Annotated in this window: 27 protein-coding genes; 14 read left to right on the forward strand and 13 right to left on the reverse strand. The window is 72.6% G+C overall.

Annotated features, from left to right (window positions below; genetic code table 11):
- The first annotated feature begins 1 nt into the window (after position 1).
- The 3 genes from ACIHCX_RS04585 to amaP are packed head-to-tail and all read left to right on the forward strand — an operon-like array spanning position 2 to position 1,585.
- The gene (locus ACIHCX_RS04585) at positions 2-334 is read left to right on the forward strand and encodes a hypothetical protein (protein WP_400026615.1); all 333 of its coding nucleotides are present in this window, start codon (positions 2-4) and stop codon (positions 332-334) included.
- The gene (locus ACIHCX_RS04590; protein ID WP_400026468.1) at positions 331-1,002 is read left to right on the forward strand and encodes a DUF6286 domain-containing protein; all 672 of its coding nucleotides are present in this window, start codon (positions 331-333) and stop codon (positions 1,000-1,002) included. The genes ACIHCX_RS04585 and ACIHCX_RS04590 overlap by 4 nt, the downstream gene beginning before the upstream one ends.
- Before the next feature lie 4 nt (positions 1,003-1,006).
- Positions 1,007-1,585 carry an alkaline shock response membrane anchor protein AmaP gene (gene amaP / locus ACIHCX_RS04595; RefSeq protein WP_400026470.1) on the forward strand — a complete coding sequence of 193 codons (579 nt, stop codon included), beginning with the start codon at positions 1,007-1,009 and terminating at the stop codon, positions 1,583-1,585.
- A gap of 37 nt (positions 1,586-1,622) precedes the next feature.
- Here amaP and ACIHCX_RS04600 read toward each other — a convergent pair whose 3' ends face one another.
- The 4 genes from ACIHCX_RS04600 to ACIHCX_RS04615 all read right to left on the reverse strand — a co-directional run bounded on the left by ACIHCX_RS04600 (position 1,623) and on the right by ACIHCX_RS04615 (position 4,577).
- On the reverse strand, positions 1,623-2,378 hold the full coding sequence (locus ACIHCX_RS04600; RefSeq protein WP_400026472.1) for an SDR family oxidoreductase: 756 nt from the start codon (positions 2,376-2,378) through the stop codon (positions 1,623-1,625).
- A 59-nt stretch (positions 2,379-2,437) separates the two neighbouring features.
- Positions 2,438-3,229, reverse strand: coding sequence for an SURF1 family protein (locus ACIHCX_RS04605; protein WP_400026473.1), 792 nt, complete (start codon positions 3,227-3,229; stop codon positions 2,438-2,440).
- A 49-nt stretch (positions 3,230-3,278) separates the two neighbouring features.
- Positions 3,279-3,512, reverse strand: coding sequence for a hypothetical protein (locus tag ACIHCX_RS04610; protein WP_400026475.1), 234 nt, complete (start codon positions 3,510-3,512; stop codon positions 3,279-3,281).
- A gap of 78 nt (positions 3,513-3,590) precedes the next feature.
- On the reverse strand, positions 3,591-4,577 hold the full coding sequence (locus ACIHCX_RS04615; RefSeq protein WP_400026476.1) for a DEDDh family exonuclease: 987 nt from the start codon (positions 4,575-4,577) through the stop codon (positions 3,591-3,593).
- A 153-nt stretch (positions 4,578-4,730) separates the two neighbouring features.
- Between ACIHCX_RS04615 and ACIHCX_RS04620 the strand changes: the two genes are divergently transcribed.
- Complete coding sequence (locus tag ACIHCX_RS04620; RefSeq protein ID WP_400026477.1) at positions 4,731-5,441, forward strand: VIT family protein; 711 nt, start codon at positions 4,731-4,733, stop codon at positions 5,439-5,441.
- 34 nt (positions 5,442-5,475) lie between these two features.
- Here ACIHCX_RS04620 and ACIHCX_RS04625 read toward each other — a convergent pair whose 3' ends face one another.
- From ACIHCX_RS04625 to ACIHCX_RS04640, 4 genes are all read right to left on the reverse strand, one after another.
- Entirely contained in the window at positions 5,476-6,483 is a 1,008-nt protein-coding gene (locus ACIHCX_RS04625; RefSeq protein WP_400026479.1) for a copper resistance D family protein, read from the reverse strand.
- A gap of 136 nt (positions 6,484-6,619) precedes the next feature.
- Positions 6,620-7,999, reverse strand: a complete 1,380-nt coding sequence (locus ACIHCX_RS04630) for a CoA transferase (RefSeq protein ID WP_400026480.1) — start codon at positions 7,997-7,999, stop codon at positions 6,620-6,622.
- A 37-nt stretch (positions 8,000-8,036) separates the two neighbouring features.
- Positions 8,037-9,572, reverse strand: coding sequence for a S8 family peptidase (locus ACIHCX_RS04635; protein WP_400026481.1), 1,536 nt, complete (start codon positions 9,570-9,572; stop codon positions 8,037-8,039).
- Between the two features lie 94 nt (positions 9,573-9,666).
- Positions 9,667-10,107, reverse strand: a complete 441-nt coding sequence (locus ACIHCX_RS04640) for a hypothetical protein (RefSeq protein WP_400026483.1) — start codon at positions 10,105-10,107, stop codon at positions 9,667-9,669.
- 257 nt (positions 10,108-10,364) lie between these two features.
- Between ACIHCX_RS04640 and ACIHCX_RS04645 the strand changes: the two genes are divergently transcribed.
- The 3 genes from ACIHCX_RS04645 (at position 10,365) to moaA (ending at position 13,527) form a co-directional block, all read left to right on the forward strand.
- The gene (locus tag ACIHCX_RS04645) at positions 10,365-10,721 is read left to right on the forward strand and encodes a DUF485 domain-containing protein (protein WP_400026484.1); all 357 of its coding nucleotides are present in this window, start codon (positions 10,365-10,367) and stop codon (positions 10,719-10,721) included.
- On the forward strand, positions 10,718-12,349 hold the full coding sequence (locus ACIHCX_RS04650; protein WP_400026486.1) for a cation acetate symporter: 1,632 nt from the start codon (positions 10,718-10,720) through the stop codon (positions 12,347-12,349). Before ACIHCX_RS04645 ends, ACIHCX_RS04650 begins: the two co-directional genes overlap by 4 nt.
- A 188-nt stretch (positions 12,350-12,537) precedes the next feature.
- The gene (moaA, locus tag ACIHCX_RS04655; RefSeq protein WP_400026488.1) at positions 12,538-13,527 is read left to right on the forward strand and encodes a GTP 3',8-cyclase MoaA; all 990 of its coding nucleotides are present in this window, start codon (positions 12,538-12,540) and stop codon (positions 13,525-13,527) included.
- Here moaA and ACIHCX_RS04660 read toward each other — a convergent pair.
- Both ACIHCX_RS04660 and ACIHCX_RS04665 read right to left on the reverse strand, forming a co-directional pair.
- Entirely contained in the window at positions 13,524-13,757 is a 234-nt protein-coding gene (locus tag ACIHCX_RS04660) for a hypothetical protein (protein ID WP_400026490.1), read from the reverse strand. The genes moaA and ACIHCX_RS04660 overlap by 4 nt on opposite strands.
- Positions 13,758-13,968: 211 nt before the next feature.
- Complete coding sequence (locus ACIHCX_RS04665) at positions 13,969-14,367, reverse strand: DUF3099 domain-containing protein (RefSeq protein WP_400026492.1); 399 nt, start codon at positions 14,365-14,367, stop codon at positions 13,969-13,971.
- A gap of 228 nt (positions 14,368-14,595) precedes the next feature.
- Here ACIHCX_RS04665 and ACIHCX_RS04670 point away from each other — a divergent pair, with 228 nt between their 5' ends.
- A complete protein-coding gene (locus ACIHCX_RS04670) occupies positions 14,596-14,886 on the forward strand; it encodes a GlsB/YeaQ/YmgE family stress response membrane protein (RefSeq protein WP_400026494.1) in 291 nt (96 codons plus the stop codon).
- An 89-nt stretch (positions 14,887-14,975) separates the two neighbouring features.
- Here ACIHCX_RS04670 and tyrS read toward each other — a convergent pair whose 3' ends face one another.
- The 3 genes from tyrS to ACIHCX_RS04685 form a co-directional block, all read right to left on the reverse strand.
- Positions 14,976-16,244 (reverse strand): tyrosine--tRNA ligase, encoded by a 1,269-nt coding sequence (tyrS, locus tag ACIHCX_RS04675; protein ID WP_400026496.1) that lies wholly within the window; start codon positions 16,242-16,244, stop codon positions 14,976-14,978.
- 73 nt (positions 16,245-16,317) lie between these two features.
- A complete protein-coding gene (locus ACIHCX_RS04680; protein ID WP_400026498.1) occupies positions 16,318-17,721 on the reverse strand; it encodes a metallopeptidase TldD-related protein in 1,404 nt (467 codons plus the stop codon).
- Positions 17,718-19,274, reverse strand: a complete 1,557-nt coding sequence (locus tag ACIHCX_RS04685) for a TldD/PmbA family protein (RefSeq protein ID WP_400026500.1) — start codon at positions 19,272-19,274, stop codon at positions 17,718-17,720. Before ACIHCX_RS04685 ends, ACIHCX_RS04680 begins: the two co-directional genes overlap by 4 nt.
- A 367-nt stretch (positions 19,275-19,641) precedes the next feature.
- Between ACIHCX_RS04685 and ACIHCX_RS04690 the strand changes: the two genes are divergently transcribed.
- The 6 genes from ACIHCX_RS04690 to fabI all read left to right on the forward strand — a co-directional run bounded on the left by ACIHCX_RS04690 (position 19,642) and on the right by fabI (position 24,816).
- Positions 19,642-20,028 (forward strand): GntR family transcriptional regulator, encoded by a 387-nt coding sequence (locus ACIHCX_RS04690; protein WP_400026616.1) that lies wholly within the window; start codon positions 19,642-19,644, stop codon positions 20,026-20,028.
- Complete coding sequence (locus ACIHCX_RS04695) at positions 20,025-20,906, forward strand: ABC transporter ATP-binding protein (RefSeq protein WP_400026501.1); 882 nt, start codon at positions 20,025-20,027, stop codon at positions 20,904-20,906. Before ACIHCX_RS04690 ends, ACIHCX_RS04695 begins: the two co-directional genes overlap by 4 nt.
- On the forward strand, positions 20,903-21,928 hold the full coding sequence (locus tag ACIHCX_RS04700; protein WP_400026502.1) for an ABC transporter permease: 1,026 nt from the start codon (positions 20,903-20,905) through the stop codon (positions 21,926-21,928). The genes ACIHCX_RS04695 and ACIHCX_RS04700 overlap by 4 nt, the downstream gene beginning before the upstream one ends.
- Positions 21,929-21,963: 35 nt before the next feature.
- On the forward strand, positions 21,964-23,100 hold the full coding sequence (locus ACIHCX_RS04705) for an SEC-C domain-containing protein (protein ID WP_400026504.1): 1,137 nt from the start codon (positions 21,964-21,966) through the stop codon (positions 23,098-23,100).
- Positions 23,101-23,323: 223 nt separating this feature from the next.
- Positions 23,324-24,043, forward strand: coding sequence for a 3-oxoacyl-[acyl-carrier-protein] reductase (gene fabG, locus ACIHCX_RS04710; protein WP_400026506.1), 720 nt, complete (start codon positions 23,324-23,326; stop codon positions 24,041-24,043).
- A gap of 5 nt (positions 24,044-24,048) precedes the next feature.
- Complete coding sequence (fabI, locus tag ACIHCX_RS04715) at positions 24,049-24,816, forward strand: enoyl-ACP reductase FabI (RefSeq protein WP_400026508.1); 768 nt, start codon at positions 24,049-24,051, stop codon at positions 24,814-24,816.
- Positions 24,817-24,819: the final 3 nt, after the last annotated feature.

Here is a 24,819-nt window from a genome sequence, read left to right on the forward strand (position 1 = left end):
CATGCCGCCCGGCGAGCGCGGCGCGACGACGATCGCCGACCGCGTCGTCGCCAAGATCGCCGAGCGGGCGGCCCGCGAGGCCCTCGGCGTCCTGCCGCCGGACGCCGAGCCACCGCAGGCCACGGTCGTGGTGCACCACGACGTCGCCCGCGTCCGGATCGTCCTCGACCTCGCCTACCCGAGCGACGTCGGCGCGTGCTGCCGCACGGTGCGCCGGCACGTGGTCGAGCGGGTGGGCGCGTTGACGGGAATGCAGGTGCCGGAGGTCGCGGTCCGGGTGGAACGGCTGCACCTGGAACCCGCGTACGGCGCGGCACAGGGGAGGACGCGATGAGCGAGCCCCAGGGCATCGAGGACACCACGCAGCGCCTGCCGGTCATCGGGAAGGACGACGCCCCCGGGTGGCCCGCCGCCCCGGACCCCGACGGCTCCCCGCCCGTCCTGGACGGCGCGGACGGCCGCGACGGCCGTTTCTGGTCGGTGCGCCGGGTGCCCGCGGGCACCGTCGCGCTACTGCTCCTGATCGTCGCGGGCGCCTTCCTGTACGACATCGCGGCCGTGCGCGCCCACCGCCCCGGACTGCGCTGGCGCCGTGAGCTGGCCCGGCAACTGGCCGAGCGGCCGCTGGACGACACCTGGGTGCTCGTCGGCGCGGCCGTCACCGCGGTCCTCGGACTGTGGCTGATCGTGCTGGCGGCCACTCCGGGGCTGCGCCGCCTGCTGCCCATGCGGCGCACCCACCCCGACGTACGGGCCGGGCTGCACCGGGACGCCGCCGCGCTGGTGCTGCGCGACCGGGCCATGGAGATCGCCGGTGTGCGGTCGGTACGCGTACGGCTGCGCCGCCGCAGGGCCGACGTCCGGGCGGTCTCCCACTTCCGTGCGCTGGAGGAGGTGCGCGCCGACCTGGAGACCGTGCTCACCGAAGCGGTCGAGGGGCTGGGCCTGGCCCGGCCGCCCGCCCTGTCGGTGCACGTCGCACGGCTCGGACGGAAGGGGTGAGGACGTGCTCGGGATCGTCAACCGGGTGCTGACCGGACTCGTCGGTCTTGTGCTGCTGGTGGTGGGCGGATCGGTGCTCGCCGTGGGGCTGGGCGTACGGCCGCCCTCGTGGTGGATCCACGGCGGCCCGCACGACGTCCTGCTGAGCACCGCCGAGCGGACGCGGTGGCGGGAGGCAGACCGGTGGTGGCCCGCCGTTATCGCCGCGCTTGCCGCCTTGGTGCTGCTGGCCCTGTGGTGGCTGGTCGCGGTGGTGCGCCGGCGGCGGCTCGCCGAGGTGGTCGTCGACACCGGCGACGGCGGGGTGGCCCTGCTGCGGGGCCGGGCCCTGGAGGGCGTCCTGGCCGCGGACGCCGAGCAGCCGGACGGCGTCGCCCGCGCCCAGGTCCGCCTGACCGGCCGCCGCGCCGCCCCCAGGACCCACGTGCGGCTCCTCCTGGAACCGCACGTGGACCCGGGAGTGGCCCTGGACCACCTCACCGGCCGGGCCCTCGTCCACGCCCGGGACTCCGCCAACCTCGCGGCGCTTCCGGCGGAGGTGAGGCTGAAGGCGGTCGGGCACGGTGTGGAAAGGGTGAGCTGACCCGCCCCGAGGCCCCGGCGTCCCGGCCGAGCCGGACTCAGAAACCGTGCCGGGCCCCGCCGTCCACCGGCAGCATCACACCGCTGATGTAGGACGCCGCGGGCGACAGCAGGAACGCGGCCGCCCGGCCGAACTCCTGCGGCGCCCCGTACCGCCGCAGCGGCACCCGCGACTCGGCGGCCGCCCGTGTCGCCTTCGGATCCGCGGACAGCGCGTCCAGTTCGCGCACGCGGTCCGTGTCGATGCGGCCCGGCAGCACGCCCACGACCCGGATGCCCCGCGGGCCCAGCTCGTCGGCGAGGGACTTGGCGAACCCGGCCAGACCGGGCCGCAGCGCGTTGGAGATGGTCAGCCCCGGAATCGGCTCGTACACGGACCCGGACAGCACGAACCCGACGACCCCGCCGGGCTCCAGCTCGGCCGCCGCCGCGCGGGCGAGCCGCACCGCGCCGAGGAACACCGACTCGAACGCGGCCTGCCACTGCGCGTCGGTGTTGTCGGCGACGAAACCGGCCGGCGGCCCGCCGCCGCTCACCAGCACGCCGTGGAAGCCGCCGAAGTGCTCCCGCGCCGCCGCGATCAGCCGCGCAGGCGCCTCGACGTCCGCGTTGTCCACGGCCACCCCGACGGCGTTCGGCCCCAGCTCGGCCGCCGCCTCGGCGACCCGCTTGCCGTCCCGCCCGGTGACGACCACCTTCGCGCCGTCGGCGACGAGCTCGCGCGCGGTGGCGTTGCCCAGTCCGCGGGTGGAGCCGGTGACGACGTACACCCGGTCCTTCAGTCCAAGATCCATGGCCCCCATCCTGCCCGGTTCCGGTCGAAGCACCAGAGTCCGAGGCCGGCGGACCGGCGCTACACCGCGGCGGGTGCCGCCTCCGGCGCCGCTTCCTTCGCCGCCGCCTGCGCGCGCTCACGCGCCTCGCGGCGCAGCAGCACCACCCAGCCGACGGGGACGCCCGCGGTGAACAGCCACCACTGGATGGCGTACGCCAGGTGCGGGCCGATGTCGCCGTGGTCCGGGTCGGGCAGCAGCTGGGGGCTGCCGCCCCGGGGCGCGGGCGAGGTCATCTGGATGTAGCCGCCGAGGACCTGCTTCCCGAGCCGCTCGGCCTGCTGCGTGCTGCTGATCAGCATCACCTGGCGGTCGGGCAGGCCCTTGACGTCCTTGATGCCGCTCGCCGCGGTCGTCTCGTCGGGCATCAGCCGGCCGGTGACGGTGATCTCCCCGCGCGGGGGCGCCGGGATGGTCGGGAACGCCGTCTGCGAGGCGTCCGCGGGGACCCAGCCCCGGTTGACCAGGAGGACCTTGCCGTCGTCGAGGAAGAAGGGGGTCAGCACGTGGTAGCCGACATCGCCGTCGGCGTTGGTGCGGCGGCGCACGACCTCCTCGTCCGCGGTGTCGAAGTGCCCCCGGGCGGTGATCCTGCGGTAGAGGTCGTCCTGGGGCACCGTCGCGCCGGGCGAGGTCAGCGACTCGGCCGGGACGGGCCGCGCGGCCAGTGAGTCGGCGATCACCTTGTTCAGCGCGACCTTGTGCTCATGGCGGTGCAACTGCCAGAAACCCAGCCGGATCATCGTCGGGATCAGCGCGATCGCGACGACGGTGAGGATCACCCACTGGCGGGTCAACAGGAAGCGGTACACCCCACGACGGTACATCCGCGGGCGTGGGGTGTTTTCGGCAGGGGTGTCCTCAAACGCGGTCGACGATTCCGATCCTCCCCTCGGCGCGGGCGCAGTGCGCGCCGCAGTACCAGTGGCCCTCGACCTCGACACCCTGGCCGATGATCTGGACACGACAGTGCTCGCAGATCGGTGCCATGCGGTGGATCGCGCAGGCGAAGCAGTCGAAGACGTGCACCGATCCCTGGGCGTGCACCTCGAAGGTCATTCCGTAGTCATTGCCGCATACTTCACATCTCGCCATGCGCCACAGGGTGAGCCGTGGCCCCGGCGCGTGCGAGCGGACCGTGGGCGAGTCGCCCGGCAATCACCCGTACGCCCGTCAGCGGGTCTCCGCCGGTTCCACGTCCCTGAGCAACTGCCCGAACGCCGCCTCGTCCACCACCGGAGTGCCGTACTGGCGCGCCTTGACCACCTTCGACGTACCCGAGTCCGGGTCGTTGGTCACCAGCAGGCTGGTCAGCCGGGACAGGCTGGTGGCCACGTGCAGTCCGGCCTCGACGGCCCGGTCCTCCAGCAGCTCGCGCTCGGTGGAGGTGTCGCCGGAGAAGGCCACCCGCATGCCCTGCCTGAGGCGCTTGCCCTCCTCGTAGCGGCCCGGGTTGGGGTACGGGCAGGCGGGCCGCTTGCGCGAGGGGCGCCAACTGCTCGCGCGGTAGCCTCCGTAGCCGCCGGACTGCTGCCGGGGCAACGGCCGGTCCGACCACTCCGTCAGCGGCCGGCACTCCAGCAGCGGCAGCCGCATCCCGCCCGCCGCCGCGGCCCGCAGGCTCGGACGGAACGCCTCGGCGAGCACGCGCGCGTCGTCCAGCGCGTGGTGCGCCCGCTGCTGTACGACGCCGAAGTGGGCCGCCAGCGACTCCAGCTTGTGGTTGGGCAGGGGCAGGTCCAGCTCCTTGGCCAGCGCGATGGTGCACAGCCGCTGGCGCACCGGCGCCTCACGCTTCGCGCGCGCGTACTCCCGCGCGATCATCTGCCAGTCGAACACCGCGTTGTGCGCGACGAGCACCCGGTCCGCCAGCCGCACGGCGAACTCCTCCGCGATGTCCGCGAACAGCGGCGCGCCCTGAAGGGTCTCGCTCGTCAGCCCGTGGATCCACACCGGCCCCGGGTCCCGCTCGGGGTTGACCAGCGTGTACCAGTGGTCCTCGACCTCGCCGCGCGCGTCCAGCCGGTAGACCGCCGCGGAGATGATGCGGTCGTCCCGGGCCAGGCCGGTGGTCTCCACGTCAACGACCGCGTATCCGTTCGGATACGCGGCCGGCCACGGTGTGGGGGACAACCCTGCGAGCGTGCGGTCTTCGAGCATGGTCACTGAGGATACGGGCCACGACCGACAGCCCCGCCCACCGGTCGCCGCGGGAGGCCGGTGAACGGCTTCCCGGAAAGCCGCGGGTGGGCCTCACGGGACATCAGGAACCGTGCGGGGACAGGACGGACGAAGCGTGCGATCCTCCGTCCTGTGACGGAACCAAGGCATGACGAGCCGCACGGCGGCGCGCTCGGCTCGCGGCTCAACTGGCTGCGGGCGGCCGTCCTCGGCGCCAACGACGGCATCGTGTCCACCGCGGGGCTCGTCGTCGGCGTGGCCGGTGCGACGGACTCCCGTTCGGCACTGCTGACCGCCGGTCTGGCCGGTCTGCTCGCCGGGTCGATGTCGATGGCGGCGGGGGAGTACGTGTCGGTGTCGACCCAGCGGGACTCGGAGATGGCCGCGCTGGCCGTGGAGAGACGGGAGCTGCGCGAGGAGCCCGAGGCGGAGCTGCGGGAGCTGACGGAGCTGCTCCAGGCGCGCGGACTCTCGCGCGAGGTGGCCAGGGAGGCGGCGGAGCAGCTCACCGAGCGGGACGCGCTGCGGGCGCACGCGAGCGTGGAGCTCGGCATCAACCCCGACGAGCTGACCAACCCGTGGCACGCGGCGGGGGCGAGCTTCCTGGCGTTCACGGTGGGCGCGCTGCTCCCGCTGCTGGCGATCGTGCTGCCACCGGCGGCCTGGCGGCTGGGCGTCACCGTGGTGTCCGTCCTGGCCGCCCTCGTCCTCACCGGCTGGAGCAGCGCCCGCCTGGGCGCGGCCGGTCCGGGCCGGGCGGTCCTGCGGAACGTGGCCGGCGGGGCGCTGGCCATGGCGGTGACCTACGTGGCGGGAACCCTGCTGGGCGCGGTGGGGGTCTGACGCGGCCTTCGCCCACCGGGGCGGCCGCGTCCGCTCACCAGCGGATCGGCAGCGGCAGCGCCGTCAGCAGTCCCGACACCGCGACGACCGCGCCGAGGACGGCGACCTCGGCCCGTGCGGGGGCGCACGCGGTCAGCGGGTCGGGTGCCCGCCGCAGCCGGATCCGGGCCCACAGGGCGAGCAGGGCGACGCCGGCCACCAGGACCACCTTGGCGAGCAGGGTGCGGCCGTAGGCCGTCGCCGTCAGCTGGTGCAGCACGGTGTCCGCCGGCATCCGGCGCAGCGTGCTGCACACACCCGTCGCGGTCACGCCGGCGAGCGCGACGGCCGCCACGCGCGCGTAGCGGCCCAGCAGGGCGGCACCCGTGGCCGCCCCGCGCCACAGCCGCAGGGTGCGCAGCACGTGCAGCAGGCCGCCCACCCACAGCGCGGCGCAGACCAGGTGCACGACGGTCAGCGCGGAGCCGGCCAGCGGGGTGCTCTCGGTCCCGGGATGCGCGCGCAGCGCCTCGGCCACGACCACCGCGGCGAGCGGCCACCGCTGCGTCGCCGGGCGCCGGGTGAGCGCGCACAGGCCGGCGACGAGGAACGCGTTGACCTCCAGCAGGGCCAGTACCCCGTCCCGGGTCCGGTGGAGGCCGCCCACGTCGATCTCGTCCGGGCTGTGCGGCACCAGGTTGCCGGCGGCCACCACGGAGGCGAGGCCCAGGGCGGCGAGGAAACCGGCGGCGGCCGCGTAGAGGGCCCGGCTGCGCGGGCGTTCGGCCGGGCTCCCGGGTACGCGGTCGGCCAGCCGGTTCACGAACAGCTCGCCGACGGGGAGGCAGAGGGCCGCGAACAGCACCGTCCGCAGCACGGCTGTCGCTCCGACGCCGGGGGCCGCCGCTTCTCCGGTGCCGTGCAGGGCGGCGGACGGACCGAGCAGCGGTATGAGTGCGGCGAGCGCCACCAGGACGAGGACGGCGACGGCCCGGACCGTCGCGCCGCGCCGCCCCGTGCCCCGCGCGTCCCCCGTCCCGGCGGCCGGTCGTATGAGCGTCACCCAATGATCGTCGCCAGCCGCCTCGAACGGGGCAAGCGCGCGCGGCCAAGTGGGGGAACCCGGTTCCGCCCACGCCCCCCGGACGGCTTGGCGCGCCCCGCCCCGGGCAACCCCGCATGCCCTCTTCTCGGCGCGGTCAGGTCCAGCGGGGTGTGTCCGTGCCCCAGGGGCTCGGTGGTCGGGACCAGGCGGGCGGGGCGTCGGTGAAGGTGACGGCCGGGAGGGCGTGGCGCAGGTGGCCGATCCGGCTGGTCGTCCTGCCGAGCCAGGGATCGGGGCCGTCGTACGCGGAGCCCTCGATCACGTGCGCGCCGGTGGTCGGCCCGACGTCCGCCCGTGTCAGCCAGGACGCCGTGCGGGCCAGGGCCAGCCGTAGGAGCCGGGTGCCGCCCTCCCGTGTCTGCTCGGTGAGGGCGCGCAGCACCGCCGCCGCCAGCAGATAGCCCGTGCCGTGGTCCAGGGCCTGTGCGGGCAGGGCGCCGGGCTGCTCCGGGGACCCCTCGGTCGCGGCGATGCCGGTGGCGACCTGGACGAGGCTGTCGAAGCCCCGGCGTCCGCCCCACGGCCCGTACGCGCCCCACGCCGACAGCTGCGCCACGACCAGGCCGGGCCGCCGTTCGGCCAGCGCGTCGGGGGAGAGCCCGAACCGGTCCAGGGCGCCCGGCCGGTACCCGGTGACCACGACGTCCGCCTCGGCGAGCAACTCCTCGAAGGCGGCCCGGTCGGTCGCGAGGTCCAGCGCCGCCGACCGCTTCCCGAAACCGGTGTCCGCGTGCAGCCCCGCCTCTTCGGGGCGGTCCGGCGCGTCCACGCGCAGGACGTCCGCGCCCAGCAGGGCGAGCGTGCGGGTGGCGACGGGACCCGCGAGCACCCGGGTCAGGTCCAGGACGCGCAGCCCGGCGGCGGGCAGCAGGGGGGCACCCGCGACGGGCGGCAGTACGCGCGCGTGGGTCTCGTCCAGCCGCTCCCGCTCGACCAGCGGCCGCGCGGCCACCGCGACGCTCTGCTCGTGCGCGGCCCACTCCTCGGGGGTGCGCAGTGCGACGGCGAGGCCGCCGGCCGCGTACACGGCCTCCTCGACGTCGGTCGCGGACCGTTCGGCGAGCGCGGAGGCGACCCGGTCGACGTCGTCCGGCACGTCCAGCGCGCAGAGCAACCGCTCCCGGTGATGCGGGTAGTTGGCGTGGGTGCGCACCCAGCCGTCCGCCGTGCGCCAGAACCGCGACAGCGGTGCGAAGGAGACCGGCGCCCGCCCGTCCACCAGGAGGTGCCGCTCACTGAGGAACGCCGTGGCCACGGCCCCGTCGTCGACCCGCACGGCCGGCACCTCGGCGAGTCCCGCCCGCCGGGCACCGAGTTCGGCGGCGGCCAGGGCACTGGCACCCACGCACGCGCGTGCCAGTGCCCGTACGGGAAGGCGCGCCCGGAGCGCGCCTTCCCGCTGCACCGTGGTGACCCGCGACAGGAGGGCGGGATCGCCGCCCAGCGCGGACCACGCGAAGGAAAGATCGGTCATGACCGCACTATGCGGTACTGACCGGGATCCCCCGTGTCTACTTGGTCACAGCGTTGAGGGCGTTGACGACGCCCTCGCCGTAGAAGGCGTTCTTGCCCTTGCCGCCCTTGCACACGGCGTCGATCTTGCCGTCGCCGTTGATGTCGTACGGGGTCGTGCACTCCTTCTTGTCGGCACCCTGGGCCAGCAGCGCCTTCACCTGGTTCGGCGTGGCGTTCGGGTGCGTCGACTTGATGAGCGCGGCGACGGCGGCGGCGTGCGGCGAGGCCATCGACGTGCCGGCCATGTAGCCGTACTGGTTGCCCGGCAGCGTGCCGAGGATCAGGCCGCTGGTGGCGGGGGCGTCGGGCGTCTGGTAGACGGTCGAGTCGCCGCCCGGCGCGGCAACGTCGATCATGCCCTGGCCGTAGTTGGAGAACGACGACTTGATGCCCTTGGCGCCGATGGAGGAGACCGTGACGGTGCCCGGCAGCATCGCCGGGATGTCCAGGCACTTCTTCGGGTCGATCACCCGGTCGCCGGGGGTGGAGTCGTTCGGGCTGCCCGGGTCGAGGATGGTCTTCCCGGCGAGGTCCCAGTTGTCGTTGCCGGCGGCCGCGACGTTGACGGTGCCCTTGCTCTCCGCGTACTTGGTGGCCCGCGACACGGCCTCGACCAGAGCCTTCTGGTCGGGGTCGTCGGCGCAGTTGAAGTTCCACGGGTCGGTGTAGTAGCTGTTGTTGGTGATGTCCACGCCGTGCTCGGCGGCCCAGACGAAGCCGCACACCACGGCCTCGGTGTAGAACCAGCCCTCCGGCGTCGACACCTTGATGCCGGACACCTTCACGCCCGGGGCGACACCGACCATGCCGACGCCGTTCTTCGCGGCGGCGATCTCACCGGCGACGTGGGTGCCGTGCGGGCTCTCGCCCGCGTTCGGCCGCCAGGCGCCGTCCGCCGTGTTCGGCTTGCCCGCCACGCAGTTCACCGACGCGGCCCGGTTGAAGTTGGCGGCGAGGTCCGGGTGGGTGTCGTCCACACCGGTGTCGATCACGCCGACCGTGACCTTGGAGCTGCCCAGCGTGATCTCGTGCGCCTTGTCGGCCTTGATCATCGGCAGGTCCCACTGCAGGTACTCCAGCGGCTCCTGGCCGTCGGTGGCGGCCGCGGCCGCGGCCTTCACCTCGGAGTCGGAGAGCACCTGCGGCGACCACATCTCGGTGGTCGACTGCGGGGACAGCGGAGCGGTCCGGGTGGCGCCGGCCGACTCGACGCCCTTGTCCTTGCGTATCTCCTTGGCGAAGTCGGCGTTCGCCGAGTGGACGACGATGACGCCGATCTGGTCGTAGGCGATGACGACGGAGCCGCCGGCCTTGCCGATCGCCTTCTGCACGGCCGAGGAGCTGTGGCCGGGACGGACGTTGACGACGTAGCTCAGCGCGTCGCCGTCGGCGGCGGCGGAGATGCTCTGCGCGGCGGCCACCTGCTGGCCGGCCTCGGTGGCGGACGCCACGTTCGGCAGGAACGCGAGAGCGGAGGCGACGGCCATGCCGAGCGGGATGGTGACGGTACGCCGGTTGAGGCGAACGCTCATGTGAACTCCAGTGTTTCGAACCATTGCGGTGCGGCATGCGACAGGCATGCGGAGTGCGTGGGGGGCGTTTGGGGGAAGTGACGGGCCGTGCCGGTCACTTGACCGCGCGGAGCGCGTTGACGACGCCGGAGCCGTGGAACCCGTCGCGGTTGTTGGCGCCCTTGCAGGACGAGTCGGCGACGCCGTCGCCGTCCGGGGCGTGGGGCTCGGCCGGGCATCCCGGGTTGTCCGCCTGGGCCTTGAGGAGGGCCGGCACCTGGGCGGGCCTGGCGTTCGGACGGGTCGACTTCGGCAGCGCGGCGACACCGGCGACGTACGACCTGAGGGTCCGCGCCCCGGTGGCGCTGACCGTCATCGCGCCCTCGTTCCTGGTGTTGACGACGTGGGCCATGGCCGCCGCGTCCTTCGCCTGCTCCGCCGTGGCCGCCCGGGGCGCCGCCGACGCGGCCGGGGGCGGGAAGCCGAGGGACGCGGTCAGCGAGGGCGTGACCGGTACGGCGAGGGCGAGGCGGCGTCTGGAACGCAGATGAGCCATGGGGTCTCCACATCATCCGGGCGCAGGCCTGCCCGACTGCAGGTGGCAGCCCAGGCAGGTACATGACGGGTGGTGCAGGCTGAAACTATCCCGCCACATCCCTCACCAGCAATGACTTGGCAATGACTTGTTCAGGCCGGTTGCGAAACAACGAACAGGACTTGAACCGGGCGCCGCGTGGCTCCGTGGACCTTGGGCGGGGAACCCGAGCACGATCGGGCCCCTGCCCACCACATCCGACACGCGAGGAGACCGAAGTGGCCACCGAGACACCGCCACCGTCGAAAACCCAGGCCCCACTCCCGACCACCGAGGAGTTCGTCGCGGTGCGGGACAGCGCGGAGTTCGGTGAACTGCGCCGCTCCTACCGATCCTTCGCCTTCCCGCTGACCGTCGCCTTCATCGCCTGGTACCTGCTGTACGTGCTGCTCTCGAACTACGCCGGCGGCTTCATGGGCACCAAGCTGTTCGGCAACATCAACGTCGCACTCGTCCTGGGCCTCGCCCAGTTCCTCACCACGTTCCTCATCGCCTGGTGGTACGCGCGGCACGCCGCCGCCAAGCTCGACCCCAAGGCCGAGGCCATCAAGTCCCGGATGGAGGGCGCCGCATGAGCCCCGCGATCGCACCCACGCTCACCCTCGCGGCCGGTGAGGCCACCCGGCACCGGCCGCTGATCATCACCCTGTTCGCGGTGTTCGTCCTGGCGACCCTCGTCATCACCGTCTGGGCCGGCCGGCAGACCAAGGACGCCGCCGACTTCTACGCCGGCGGACGGCAGTTCACCGGATTCCAGAACGGCCTCGCCGTCTCCGGCGACTACATGTCCGCCGCGTCCTTCCTCGGCATCGCCGGCGCCATCGCGCTGTTCGGCTACGACGGCTTCCTGTACTCCATCGGCTTCCTCGTCGCCTGGCTGGTCGCCCTGCTCCTGGTCGCCGAGCCCCTGCGCAACTCCGGCCGCTACACCATGGGCGACGTGCTGGCCTACCGGATGCGCCAGCGGCCGGTCCGCACCGCGGCCGGCGCCTCCACCATCGTCGTGTCGATCTTCTACCTGCTGGCCCAGATGGCCGGCGCCGGCGTCCTGGTCTCCCTGCTGCTCGGCATCACCAGTGACGGCGGCAAGATCGGCATTGTCGCGCTGGTCGGCCTGCTGATGATCGTCTACGTCACCATCGGCGGCATGAAGGGCACCACCTGGGTGCAGATGGTCAAGGCCGTGCTGCTCATGGCCGGCGCCCTGCTGCTCACCTTCCTGGTTCTGCTGAAGTTCAACTTCAACATCTCCGACCTGCTCGGCAAGGCCGCCTCCACCAGCGGCAAGGGCTCCGCCTTCCTGGAGCCCGGACTGAAGTACGGCGCCACCGGCACCACCAAGCTGGACTTCCTCTCGCTCGGCATCGCCCTGGTCCTCGGCACCGCCGGCCTGCCGCACATCCTGATCCGCTTCTACACGGTCCCCACGGCCAAGGCCGCCCGTAAGTCCGTGATCTGGGCGATCGGCCTGATCGGCGCCTTTTACCTGATGACCCTCGCGCTCGGCTTCGGCGCCGCCGCGCTCATCAAGCCCGACGAGATCATCGCCTCCAACAAGGCGGGCAACACCGCGGCACCGCTGCTCGCCCTGCATCTCGGCGGGGTCGACTCCAACTGGGGCGCCATCCTGCTGGCCTCCATCTCCGCGGTCGCCTTCGCCACGATCCTCGCCGTCGTCGCCGGCCTCACCCTGGCCTCGTCCTCCTCCTTCGCCCACGACATCTACGCCAACGTCATCAAGAAGGGCACCGCCTCCGAGAAGCAGGAGGTGAGGGCGGCGCGCTGGGCGACCGTCGGCATCGGCGCGGTCTCGATCGTCCTGGGCGCCCTCGCCCGCGACCTGAACGTCGCGGGACTGGTCGCGCTCGCCTTCGCCGTCGCCGCCTCCGCCAACCTGCCCACGATCCTCTACAGCCTGTTCTGGAAGCGGTTCACCACCTCCGGCGCCCTGTGGTCGATCTACGGCGGCCTGGTCAGCGCGGTCGGCCTGGTGCTGTTCTCGCCGGTGGTGTCGGGCAAGCCGACGTCGATGTTCCCCGACGTCGACTTCCACTGGTTCCCGCTGGAGAACCCGGGTCTCATCTCGATCCCGGTCGGCTTCCTGCTCGGCGTCGTGGGCACTCTCCTGTCCAAGGAGACCCCGGACGACGGCAAGTACGCCGAACTGGAGGTGCGCTCCATGACGGGCACCGGAGCGCACTGAGCGCCCACCCGTCCAAGGCGGCCGCGTCGCGGGGATCGTAGATCCCTACGACGCGGCCGTGCCGCATCTCGTGACTTCCGGCGCTGTCGTTGTCAGTGGTGTCACGTAGGCTCGCAGATGACGAGAACTTCGAGTGGTACGCCACATGGATCACGCGACTGGATCACGCGACGAGGGAGGGGGCCCACGTGCTCATCGACACCTACGGCCGGGTGGCCACCGACCTGAGGGTCTCGCTGACCGACCGGTGCAACCTGCGCTGTACGTACTGCATGCCGGAAGAGGGCCTGCAGTGGCTGGCCAAGCCGACCCTGCTGACCGACGACGAGATCGTCCGCCTGATCGACATCGCCGTCGGCTCCCTCGGCATCACGGAGGTCCGCTTCACCGGCGGCGAACCCCTGCTGCGCCCCGGCCTGGTCGGCGTCGTCGAGCGGGTCGCGGCCCTGGCGCCCCGCCCCCGGACGTCCCTCACCACCAACGGCATCGGACTGAGCCGCACCGCGACCGCCCTGAAGGCCGCCGGCCTGGACCGGGTCAACGTCTCCCTGGACACCCTGCGCCCGGACGTCTTCAAGGCCCTCACCCGCCGGGACCGGCACCACGACGTCATCGCGGGTCTCGAAGCCGCCCACGCGGCCGGCCTGACCCCGGTGAAGGTCAACACCGTCCTGATGCGCGACCTGAACGCGGACGAGGCCCCGGACCTGCTGGCCTGGGCGGTGGAGCACGGCTACGAACTCCGGTTCATCGAGCAGATGCCCCTGGACGCCCAGCACGGCTGGAAGCGCGAGGGGATGGTGACCGCGGCCGAGATCCTGGACTCGCTGGGCACCCGCTTCGAACTGACCCCCGAAGGCGCCGGTGAGCGCGGCTCGGCTCCGGCCGAGCGCTGGATCGTGGACGGCGGCCCGCACCGCGTCGGCGTCATCGCCTCCGTCACCCGCCCGTTCTGCGCGGCCTGCGACCGCACCCGGCTCACGGCCGACGGACAGATCCGCACCTGCCTGTTCGCCACCGAGGAGACCGACCTGCGCGCCGCCCTGCGCTCCGGAGCCCCCGACGAGGAGATCGCCCGCATCTGGCGGGTGGCGATGTGGGGCAAGAAGGCGGGAGCGGGCCTGGACGACCCGTCGTTCGTCCAGCCGGACCGTCCGATGTCCGCGATCGGCGGTTAGGCGCTGCCCTCCGCGTCGGCTCCCGGCGTTTCCCACTCGCCGAAGGGGACCACGTCCTTCAGAAGGCCCCGCACGCCGAGGAACTGCGACAGGTGCTCCCGGTGCTCCTCGCACGCCAGCCACGTCTTGCGGCGCTCGGGCGTGTGGATCTTCGGGTTGTTCCAGGCCAGCACCCACACGGCGGCCGCACGGCAGCCCTTGGCGGAGCAGATCGGGGTTTCGTCAGTCACGGGTTCGTCTCACAGCCACGGCACACAAGGCGACGCCGAGCAGCCACGGGGGGAGCTGCCCGGCGTCGGTCTGTCGCTCCGACGGGGGATGCGGAGCGCGTAGGCAGTATGTCACGGGTCACCTGCCGCCCGGCACCGGAACAACATGATTGATCTGAGCTTTTGCTGAGCCTCCCGGGAGGCCCGTGTCCGGCCCTCGTGACGGGCCAGGTCAAGCATGGTCACGCGGCTCGCGCGCCGCACCCGCCGCGGGGTCGCCCGGGGTGTCCTCCGGGGCGGACTGCGCGAAACCGTCGTCGGTCCGTGGCGGTGTGATCATCGGCTTCGTCGGCATGGTGACGAAGGTCGACGGCAGCTTGGGAGCGCCCTCCCGCCCGGCGTTCGCGATGACCACGGCGACGTAGGGCAGCACCGCCCCGAGCACCAGTGCCACGATCGCCACGTAGCGCTCGACGTTCCACAGCGCCACCGCGAGGATCACCGACGCCGTGCGGATCGACATCGAGATGACGTACCGGCGCTGCCGGCCGCGCACGTCCTCCTGGAGGCCCGTCCGGGCTCCCGTGATCCGGAACACCTGGGCGTTGCCGTCGCCGTGCTGTTTCCGCATCACCTGTCCACCATTCGTCCGTATCGGACAACTCCCCGCACGCCCTCCACGGTACGCCGCGTTCCCGGCGCCCACGAGGGCGGGGCCGCCCTCTGCCTGCGCGAACGGCCCGGGCCGCGCCCCGCGGTGCACCCGCGGCTTCCGGTCGGCCGCACCCGACGTGCGACGCACGGGGACCACCCCGACACTGGGCGTAATGCTCACGTCGAGCCGGACGAGGAGGCAGCCATGGGCTGGTTGTGGGCGATCATCGTGGGTTTCGTGCTGGGGGTCATCGCGAAGGTGATCATCCCGGGCAAGCAGCACAGCCCGATCTGGCTCACCACGATCTTCGGCATGCTCGGCGCGATCGTCGGCAACGCGGTCGCCCGCGCCGCCGGTGTCGCCTCGACCCGAGGTATCGACTGGAGCCGGCACTTCTTCCAGCTCGTGGCCGCGATCATCATCGTCTTCGTCGGCGACATGGCGTACATGGCCCTGTGGGGCAACAAGAAACGGCAGGACGCCCAGCAGGCGTAGCACGGACACACGGGCCGAAGGCAACCGAAGGGGCGGTCCACCGGAACCCCCGGTGGACCGCCCCTTCGCACGTGCCTCCGTGCCCCGGCTCAGCCGCGCGTGACCTCGACCGCCGCCAGGTTCTTCTTGCCCCGGCGCAGCACCAGCCAGCGGCCGTGCAGCAGGTCCGCCTCGGCGGGGACCGCGTCCTCGGCGGTGACCTTGACGTTGTTCACGTAGGCGCCGCCCTCCTTCACCGTGCGGCGCGCGGCCGACTTGCTGGGCACCAGGCCGACCTCGGCGAACAGGTCGACCACCGGGCCGAGCTCGGTCACCTCGGCGTGCGGCACCTCCGACAGCGCCGCGGCCAGGGTCCGCTCGTCCAGCCCGGTCAGCTCGCCCTGGCCGAACAGCGCCTTGGACGCGGCGATCACGGCGGCCGTCTGGTCGGCGCCGTGCACCAGCGTCGTCAGCTCCTCGGCCAGCGCGCGCTGCGCGGCCCGGGCCTGCGGACGCTCCTCGGTCTGCCGCTCCAGCTCCTCCAGCTCCTCGCGGGACTTGAAGGACAGGACGCGCAGGTAGCGGGAGATGTCCCGGTCGTCCACGTTCAGCCAGAACTGGTAGAACGCGTACGGCGTCGTCATCTCCGCGTCGAGCCAGACCGCGCCGCCCTCGGTCTTGCCGATCTTGGTGCCGTCCGCCTTGGTCATCAGCGGCGTCCCGAGCGCGTGCACCGCCGCGTCCGGCTCGAGCCGGTGGATCAGGTCGAGGCCCGCCGTGAGGTTGCCCCACTGGTCGCTGCCGCCCTGCTGGAGCGTGCAGCCGTACCTCCGGTAGAGCTGGAGGAAGTCCATGCCCTGGAGGATCTGGTAGCTGAACTCGGTGTAGCTGATGCCCTGGTCGGACTCCAGCCGGCGGGCGACGGAGTCCTTCGTCAGCATCTTGTTGACCCGGAAGTGCTTGCCGATGTCCCGCAGGAACTCGATCGCGGACAGGCCCTGGGTCCAGTCGAGGTTGTTCACCATGACGGCGGCGTTCTCGCCCTCGAAGGACAGGAACGGCTCGATCTGGCCACGCAGCCGGTCCACCCAGCCGGCCACCGTCTCCGGGTCGTTCAGCGTGCGCTCGGCGGTCGGCCGGGGGTCGCCGATCAGGCCCGTGGCGCCGCCGACCAGCGCCAGCGGCCGGTGCCCGGCCTGCTGGAGCCGCCGCACGGTGAGCACCTGCACCAGGTGCCCCACGTGCAGGGACGGCGCCGTCGGGTCGAAGCCGCAATAGAACGTGACGGGACCGTCCGCGAGCGCCTTGCGCAAAGCGTCCTCGTCGGTGGACAGGGCGAACAGCCCCCGCCACTTCAGCTCGTCGACGATGTCCGTCACGGTTCTCGTGTCTCCTAGGTGAAGCGATGGTGCTCAGTGGTCTTCGGCGGTCGGGTGACAGCCGACTACGAGGTTATACGCCCTGGCTCACAGAGCTCATGTTGAATTCCGGGACGCGCAGCGCCGGCATCGCGGCCCGGGTGAAGTAGTCACTCCACTCCCTGGGCAGCGTCTTCTCGGTCCGCCCGGCCTCCGTCGCCCTTCCCAGCAGGTCCACCGGCGACTCGTTGAACCGGAAGTTGTTGACCTCGCCGGTCACCTCGCCGTTCTCCACGAGGTACACGCCGTCCCGGGTCAGGCCCGTGAGCAGCAGCGTCGCGGGGTCCACCTCGCGGATGTACCACAGGCAGGTGAGCAGCAGCCCGCGCTCGGTGCCGGCGACCATCTCCTCCAGGGAGCGGTTGCCGCCCCCGTCCAGGATGAGGTTCCCGGCCGACGGGGCGAGGGGCAGCCCGGTCAGGCCCGCGCTGTGCCGGGACGTCTGCAGGTGCCGCAATTCGCCCGCGGAGATCCACTCGGTGGCGGGCGTGGGCAGTCCGTTGTCGAACACGGACTGGTCACCGTGGCCGGCTCCGGAGTAGTGCGCGACCACGAACGGCGCGCACTCCAGACCGGGCTCGTTCGGATCGCTGCGCAGCGTCAGCGGAAGCTCGGTCAGCCTCTCGCCGACGCGGGTGCCGCCGCCCGGCTTCGAGAACACCGTGCGCCCCTCGGCGGCGTCCCGGCCCGAGGACGACCAGATCTGGTAGATCAGCAGATCGGCGACCGCCGTCGGCGGCAGCAGCGTCTCGTACCGCCCGGCGGGCAGCTCGATCCGGCGCTCCGCCCAGCCGAGCCGTACGGCCAGCTCCGCGTCCAGCGCCGCCGGGTCGACGTCCTTGAAGTCCCGCGTGGACCGCCCGGCCCACGCCGAGCGGGTGCGGTCCGGGGACTTGGCGTTCAGCTCCAGCGTCCCGGCCGGCTGGTCGTGGCGCAGCCGCAGGCCCGTCGACGTGCCCAGGTAGGTCGACACCATCTCGTGGTTGGCGAAGCCGTACAGTTCGCGGCCACCGGCACGCGCGCGGGCGAACGACTCGCCGAGCGCCGGCGCGAAGTCCGCGAACACCGCCGAGGAGGTGTCGGCGGGCGCGTCGGTGAAGTCGGGGGACTGCGGTACGTCCGCGACCAGCGGCTGGGCGTCCTCGGCGGGCCCCGCCCCGCGCGCGGCGGCCTCCGCGGCCCGCACCAGCGGCTCGAGATCGTCCTCGGTGACGGCCGCCCGCGACACCACGCCCGAGGCGGTGCCTTCCCGGCCGTCGACGGTCGCGATCACGGTGAGGGTGCGTCCGCGGGTGACACCGTTCGTGGTCAGCGCGTTGCCCGCCCAGCGCAGATTGGCGGTGGACTGCTCGTCGGCGATCACGACGCACCCGTCGGCCCGGGACAGTGCGAGGGCGCGCTCGACGATCTCGTGCGGCTTGCTGGTACGCGGGCTCATCGACCGGCCTCCTGCGTGGTGTTCAGAATGTTGACGCCCTTGAAGAGGGCCGACGGGCAGCCGTGGGAGACCGCCGCGATCTGGCCCGGCTGGGCCTTGCCGCAGTTGAAGGCGCCGCCCAGGACATACGTCTGCGGGCCGCCCACGGCCGCCATGGAGCCCCAGAACTGAGGAGTGATCCCCTGGTAGGCGAAGTCCCGCACCTGTCCGTCGAGCCGGCCGTTGCGGATCCGGTAGGCCCGCTGACCCGTGAACTGGAAGTTGTAGCGCTGCATGTCGATCGACCAGGACCGGTCCCCTACGACGTAGATCCCCCGGTCGACGCTCCCGATGAGGTCCTCGGTCGACATCCCGGCCGGGTCCGGCTGGAGCGACACGTTCGCCATGCGCTGCACGGGCACATGGCCGGGGGAGTCGGCGAAGGCGCACCCGTTGGACCGCTCGAACCCGGTCAGCCTCGCGATCCTGCGGTCCAGCTGGTAGCCGACCAGTGTCCCGTCCTTGACCAGGTCCCAGGACTGGCTCTCCACGCCTTCGTCGTCGTAGCCGACGGTGGCCAGGCCGTGCTCGGCGGTGCGGTCGCCGGTGACGTTCATCAGCTCGGAGCCGTACGTCAGCTTGCCCAACTGGTCGAAGGTGGCGAAGGAGGTGCCCGCGTAGGCGGCCTCGTACCCGAGGGCCCGGTCCAGCTCGGTGGCGTGACCGATGGACTCGTGGATGGTCAGCCACAGGTTGGAGGGGTCGACGACCAGGTCGTACAGGCCCGCCTCGACGCTCGGCGCGCGCATCTTCTCGGCGAGCAGCCCGGGGATCTGCTCCAGCTCGCCGTCCCAGTCCCAGCCGGTGCCGGTGAGGTACTCCCAGCCGCGCCCGACGGGCGGGGCCAGGGTGCGCATCGAGTCGAACTCGCCGCTGGAGCCGTCCACCGAGACGGCGGTCAGCTGCGGATGCAGCCGCACCCGCTGCTGCGTGGTCACGGTCCCGGCCGTGTCGGCGTAGAACTTGTTCTCGTGCACCGTCAGCAGCGAGGCGTCGACATGGTCGACCCCGTCGGCGGCGAGCAGTCGCGCGCTCCACTCGGCGAGCAGCGCGGACTTCTCCTCGTCCGGCACGGAGAAGGGATCGATCTCGTAGGAGGAGACCCAGGTCTTCTCGGCGTGCACCGGCTCATCGGCGAGCTCCACCCTCCCCCACTGCCTGAACGGCGTGGGAGGTGCCCCCACGTCCGACCCCGCCGCCTTGATCACCTGCGCGGACAGCTTGGCCATCGCCACGGCCTGCGAGGCGACCTTGGCGGCGGCGTCCGGCGTCAGGTCGACCCCGGAGGCGAAGCCCCACGTCCCGCCGTGCACGACCCGCACCGCGTATCCGAGGTCGGTGGTGTCAGCCGACCCGGAGGGCTTGCCGTCGCGCAGCCGCCAGGCGGCACTGCGCACCCGCTCGAACCGGAAGTCCGCGTGCTCGGCCCCCAGCGACCGCGCGCGGGCGAGCGCGGCGTCGGCGAGAGGGCGTAGGGGCAGGGCGAGGAACGACTGATCTACTTCATGGGGCACGGATGGGATCCCTTCAAGGTGAACTCCGGGTACGACGTGTACTCAGCTTTTGAACCAGGACAGTTCGGTGGTCATGGCGCTCCTCGCATCTGTTCCAGCAGCTTCACGCCGGCCCCGCAATCCAGGGCCCGGGAACGCAGCTTGCCATAGCGCTGGAGCAGTACGCCTCCGCTCAACCCGCCCAACCCGGCAAGCGCCACGCGGAGTTACCCACCCAGTCGCGCCTCGCCTGGCCGTGCACCGGCTCGACGTGTGGGGCGTGCTGTCATTTCCGGCATAACCGGAGGCAGCGGGCGGCCGGGTTGACGGTCACCCCTCTCCTGCACCACCCTTTCACTAGTTAACTAGTGAAAGGGTGGTGCAGCGCGTGGTCGAGTACCGCATCGACCGGCACAGCGGCGTCGCGACGTACGTGCAGATCGTCCAGCAGACCAAGCAGGCCCTGCGCCTCGGGCTGCTGCGCCCCGGCGACCGGCTGCCGACCGCCCGAGAGGTGGTCGAGGCCACCGCCATCAATCCCAACACCGTCCTCAAGGCCTACCGCGAACTGGAGCGGGAGGGCCTGGTCGAGGCGCGGCGCGGGCTCGGCACCTTCGTCCGCAAGGCACTGGGCGCCGCACCGGCCGACTCCCCGCTCCGCGCAGAGCTGGAGGAGTGGGCCCGGCGCGCCCACGAGGCCGGACTCGAACGGGACGACGTGGCCGCGCTTTTCACCGCCGTACTCGACAAGCAATTCCTGGGAGATCCGTCATGAGTAGCGACACGGCCCTGCGGGCCGACGCTCTGGGGAAACGGTTCGGCCGCCGTGCGGGCTGGGCCCTGCGGGACTGCTCGTTCCGGCTGCCGACCGGGCGCGTGTGCGCCGTCGTCGGGCCGAACGGCGCGGGCAAGTCCACCCTGCTGACCCTGGCCGCCGCCCTGACGGCGCCCACCGAGGGCGCGCTGACCGTCCTCGGCACCACCCCGGCCGAGGCCCGCCCCCGGGTCGGTTACGTCGCCCAGGACAAGCCGCTCTACCCCCAGCTCACCATCGCGGACATCCTGCGCATGGGCGCCGGGCTCAACCCGGAACGCTGGGACGCGGCCGTCGCCGAACGGGTCGTCGCGGGCGGCGACCTGGATCCCGGCGCCCGGATCCGCACCCTGTCCGGCGGTCAGCGCACCCGGGTCGCGCTCGCCCTCGCCCTCGGCAAGCGGCCCGACCTGCTGCTCCTGGACGAGCCGATGGCCGACCTGGACCCGCTGGCCCGGCACGAGCTGATGGGCACGCTGATGGGACAGGCCGCCCAGTACGGCACCACCATCGTGATGTCCTCGCACGTCGTCGCCGAGCTGGCGGACTCCTGCGACCACCTGCTGCTGGTCGGCGGCGGCCGGGTCCGGCTGGCCGGTGAGATCGACGAACTGCTGGCCGCCCATCTGCGGATCTCCGGCGCCGCCGCGGACGCCGACCTCGGCCCGCACACCGTGGTCGAGTCCCGGATCACCGGCCGCCAGCTCACCGCGCTGATCCGCCCCGCCGGACCGCTCGCCACCGGCTGGCGCGCCACCGCGCCCTCCCTGGAGGAACTGGTCCTCGCCCATCTGCGCAGCCCCGGCGCACCGACCCTGACCGAGGAGCGTGCCGCGTGACCGCCGCGACCCCGACCGCCGACCGGCCCCGACTGACCCGCTGGCTGCTGCGGCTGCACCGCCCGGCGCTCTGCGTCTGGGCCGGCCTGGCGCTCGCCCTGGCCGCCCTGCTGCTCGCGCTGGCAGGCCCGCTCGCGGACGCGGCGGCCGAGGGCTGGCGCCAGTACAACGCCTGCGCCATGTCCCCGCGGTGCAGCTACGGCCAGGACGCGATCCTGCGCTACAAGGACTACTACAACTACGCCACCATCGCGCTGAACCTGCTGCCCTTCGCGGTGGCCGCCTGGGCGGGCGCCGCGCTGACCGGCAAGGAGCTGGAGTCCGGCACCGCCCGGCTGGCCTGGACCCAGGCCACCTCCCCGGCCCGCTGGCTGGCGGTGCGGCTGGCCGTCCCGGCACTCGTCGTCGCCCTCTGCACCGGGCTGCTGGGGTGGCTGCACCACCGCGCCTGGGCCGCGAGCCAGGGCCGGATCGACAGCGCCAAGGAGTGGTACGACCGCTTCACCTTCCACGCCAACGGGCCGACCCTCGCCGCACTCGCCCTCTGCGGGCTCGCGGCCGGTGCCCTGGCCGGACTGCTCCTGCGCCGGGCGCTGCCCGCGCTGATCGTGGGCGTGCTGGTCACGGGGGGTGTGCGGGCACTGGCGGAGCTGGCGCTGCCCCATCTGTGGCCCGCGGTCACCCGCACCAGCGCCGTGGACAGGTTCGCGCCCGGCGCCGGTCTGGAGGTCGAGCAGGGCATGGTGACCCGGGACGGTGCCCATGTGCCGATGCCGTCGTGCAACACCCCTGCGGAGTGCGACGCGGCGTACCGGGACTTCACCGGCCGCTACAACATCTTCCACCCGCTTTCCCACTTCTGGCCCCTCCAGCTCACCACCACCGCGCTGGTCCTGGCCGTCGCCGGGCTGCTGGCTGCGGGCTGCTTCCTGGCACTGCGCCGGGTGACGGGCCCCCTGTGGCCCGGGCGCACCGCGAAGGCTCCGACGGGCACGGCGAAGGCCCTGAAGGCCGCCGTCTGACGCCTCTCCCGGCCGGGGCGCACTACGGTGGAGCCATGTCCAGCAAGCGGCGTGGTGGCCGGGCGTGGACGAACCGGTCCCTCGTGGCGGGCGCGGTCCCGCCCGAGGCCACCGGTACGCAGGCGGCGCGGGAGTACGAGCGGCTGGCGGAGCGGCGTCCCGAGGACCGTGAGGAGCTTCTGCTGGAGGCGGCCGACGCCTGGAGCGAAGCGGACGAGCACGGCCGTGCGGTCACCGTCTACGAGCGACTGCTGGAGCCGGGGAACGGGGCCTGCTCGGAACCGGACCTGGTGGACGCCTTCCGGATCGGTTCGCTGTGGGACGCGGGCCGGGAGACGGACGCCCGCGCCGCGGCAGCCGCGTTCCGTGCGCGCCACCCCCGGCACCCGGCCGCCTGGAACGTCGTCGCCGAGGCCTTCGAGGGCGTGGACCAGCCGGCGGCGGCCGCCGAGTGGTTCACGGCGGGCCTCACCCATGCGCTGGGCGCGGGCACCCCGGTGACGGCGGACGCCGTGGAGGAGGCCCCGTACGGCTTCGACGTGGAGACCCTGGTCATCGGGCGCCACCGGGTGCGGCGCCTGCTGGGGTTCCCGCACGACGACTGGGACGACGCGGCCGACCAGCTGCACGAGCGGCGTGAGTCGGCCTGGCTGGGCCGGGCACGCCCGCTCGACGAGGTCCATGATCCCGTCCACCTCAGGCGGCTCAAGCAGGGCGGCGCCGAGGCACTGCACGCCGAGGTCGCCGCCCTGACGGACACCTCGCCCGTGGACCGTACGGACCGGACCGCGCCCGTGGCCCCGCACCGGACCTGTGTCCTTTTCTGGCCGCCGGAGGAGTTCGCGCGGCTGCGCTCACGCAGCCCGGAAGCCGCCGGGGAGTACGGCGACGACCACGCCGACCACACCCGGCAGGTCGAGCGGACCCTCGGGGAGCTGTCCGAGCGCGGGGTCCCGCACCTGGCGGTCGGCCATGCCACGGTGTCCGGACTCGAGGCCCTCGCGGAGCGGATCGACGGAACCCCCGACACCTCGGACACCCGCTCCGCGTACGCGGACGAACTCGCCCGCACCGGCCACGTCACCGACTGGCCGCCCCCGCGCAACGGCCCCTGCTGGTGCGGCTCGATGCGCAAGTACAAGAAGTGCTGCGGAAACCCGGCTCTCACCTGAGGCGCGGAAGGCCCGCCGAGGCGGGGGACGAGGACGAGCGGCACCCGTTGCCCCGGGGTGCGGCGTTCCTCGCGGAAGGCAGGCCGTCTGTAGGAACCCAACAGGAGCCAGGTGGCGCCACTGTCGGTGCCCGAATGCCCGCCGACCTGGTCGGACCGATAGGTTTTCGGTGAAGGCACCTGCCTCGGCAGGGGTTCCAGTCCGCTATCGAAAGGGTGATCCGTTGAGCCGCTCGGTTCTCGTCACCGGAGGCAACCGGGGCATCGGCCTCGCCATCGCCCGTGCGTTCGCCGACGCCGGAGACAAGGTCGCCATCACGTACCGCTCGGGGGAGCCGCCGGCCGCCCTCAAGGAAATGGGCTGCCTCGCCGTCAGGTGCGACATCACCGACCCCGAGCAGGTGGAGCAGGCCTACAAGGAGGTCGAGGCCGAGCACGGCCCCGTCGAGGTCCTCGTCGCCAACGCCGGCGTCACCCGGGATCAGCTCCTGATGCGCATGTCCGAGGAGGACTTCACCTCGGTCCTGGAGACCAACCTCACCGGCACCTTCCGTGTCGTCAAGCGGGCCAACCGCGGCATGCTGCGCGCCAAGAAGGGCCGCGTCGTCCTGATCTCCTCGGTGGTCGGTCTGCTCGGCTCGGCGGGGCAGGCCAACTACGCCGCCTCCAAGGCCGGCCTGGTCGGCTTCGCGCGGTCCCTCGCCCGTGAGCTGGGCTCGCGCAACATCACCTTCAACGTCGTCGCCCCCGGCTTCGTGGACACCGACATGACCCGGGCGCTCTCCGACGAGCAGCGCGAGAACATCATGGGGCAGGTGCCGCTCGGCCGGTACGCGCAGCCCGAGGAGATCGCCGCCGCGGTGCGGTTCCTCGCCTCCGACGACGCCTCGTACATCACTGGAGCCGTCATCCCCGTTGACGGCGGACTGGGAATGGGTCACTGATCACCATGAGCGGAATTCTCGAGGGCAAGCGCGTCCTGATCACGGGTGTGCTCACGGAGGCCTCCATCGCCTTCCACACGGCCAAGCTGGCCCAGGAGCAGGGCGCCGAGGTCATCCTCACCGCCTTCCCGCGGCCGACGCTGACCGAGCGCATCGCCAAGAAGCTGCCCAAGCCCACCAAGGTCATCGAGCTGGACGTCACCAACGACGAGCACCTCGGGCGCCTGGCCGACGTCGTCGGCGAGGAGCTGGGCGGCCTGGACGGCGTCGTCCACTCCATCGGCTTCGCGCCGCAGGACGCGCTCGGCGGCAACTTCCTCAACACGCCGTTCGAGTCCGTGGCCACCGCCATGCACGTCTCGGCGTTCTCGCTGAAGTCGCTGACCATGGCCTGCCTGCCGCTGATGCAGAACGGCGGCTCGGTCGTCGGCCTCACCTTCGACGCGCAGTACGCCTGGCCGCAGTACGACTGGATGGGCCCGGCCAAGGCCGCCCTGGAGGCCACCAGCCGCTACATGGCGCGCGACCTGGGCAAGCAGAACGTCCGCTGCAACCTCATCTCGGCGGGCCCGCTCGGCTCCATGGCCGCCAAGTCCATCCCCGGCTTCAGCGAGCTGGCCTCCGTCTGGGACACCCGTGCTCCGCTGGAGTGGGACCTCAAGGACCCCGAGCCGGCCGGCCGCGGTGTGGTCGCGCTGCTCAGCGACTGGTTCCCGAAGACGACCGGCGAGATCGTCCACGTGGACGGCGGTCTGCACGCCATCGGCGCGTGACGC

Origin of the sequence: Streptomyces sp. NPDC052043 (genome assembly GCF_044548235.1) — a bacterium.
In the GTDB taxonomy this organism is placed as follows: domain Bacteria; phylum Actinomycetota; class Actinomycetes; order Streptomycetales; family Streptomycetaceae; genus Streptomyces.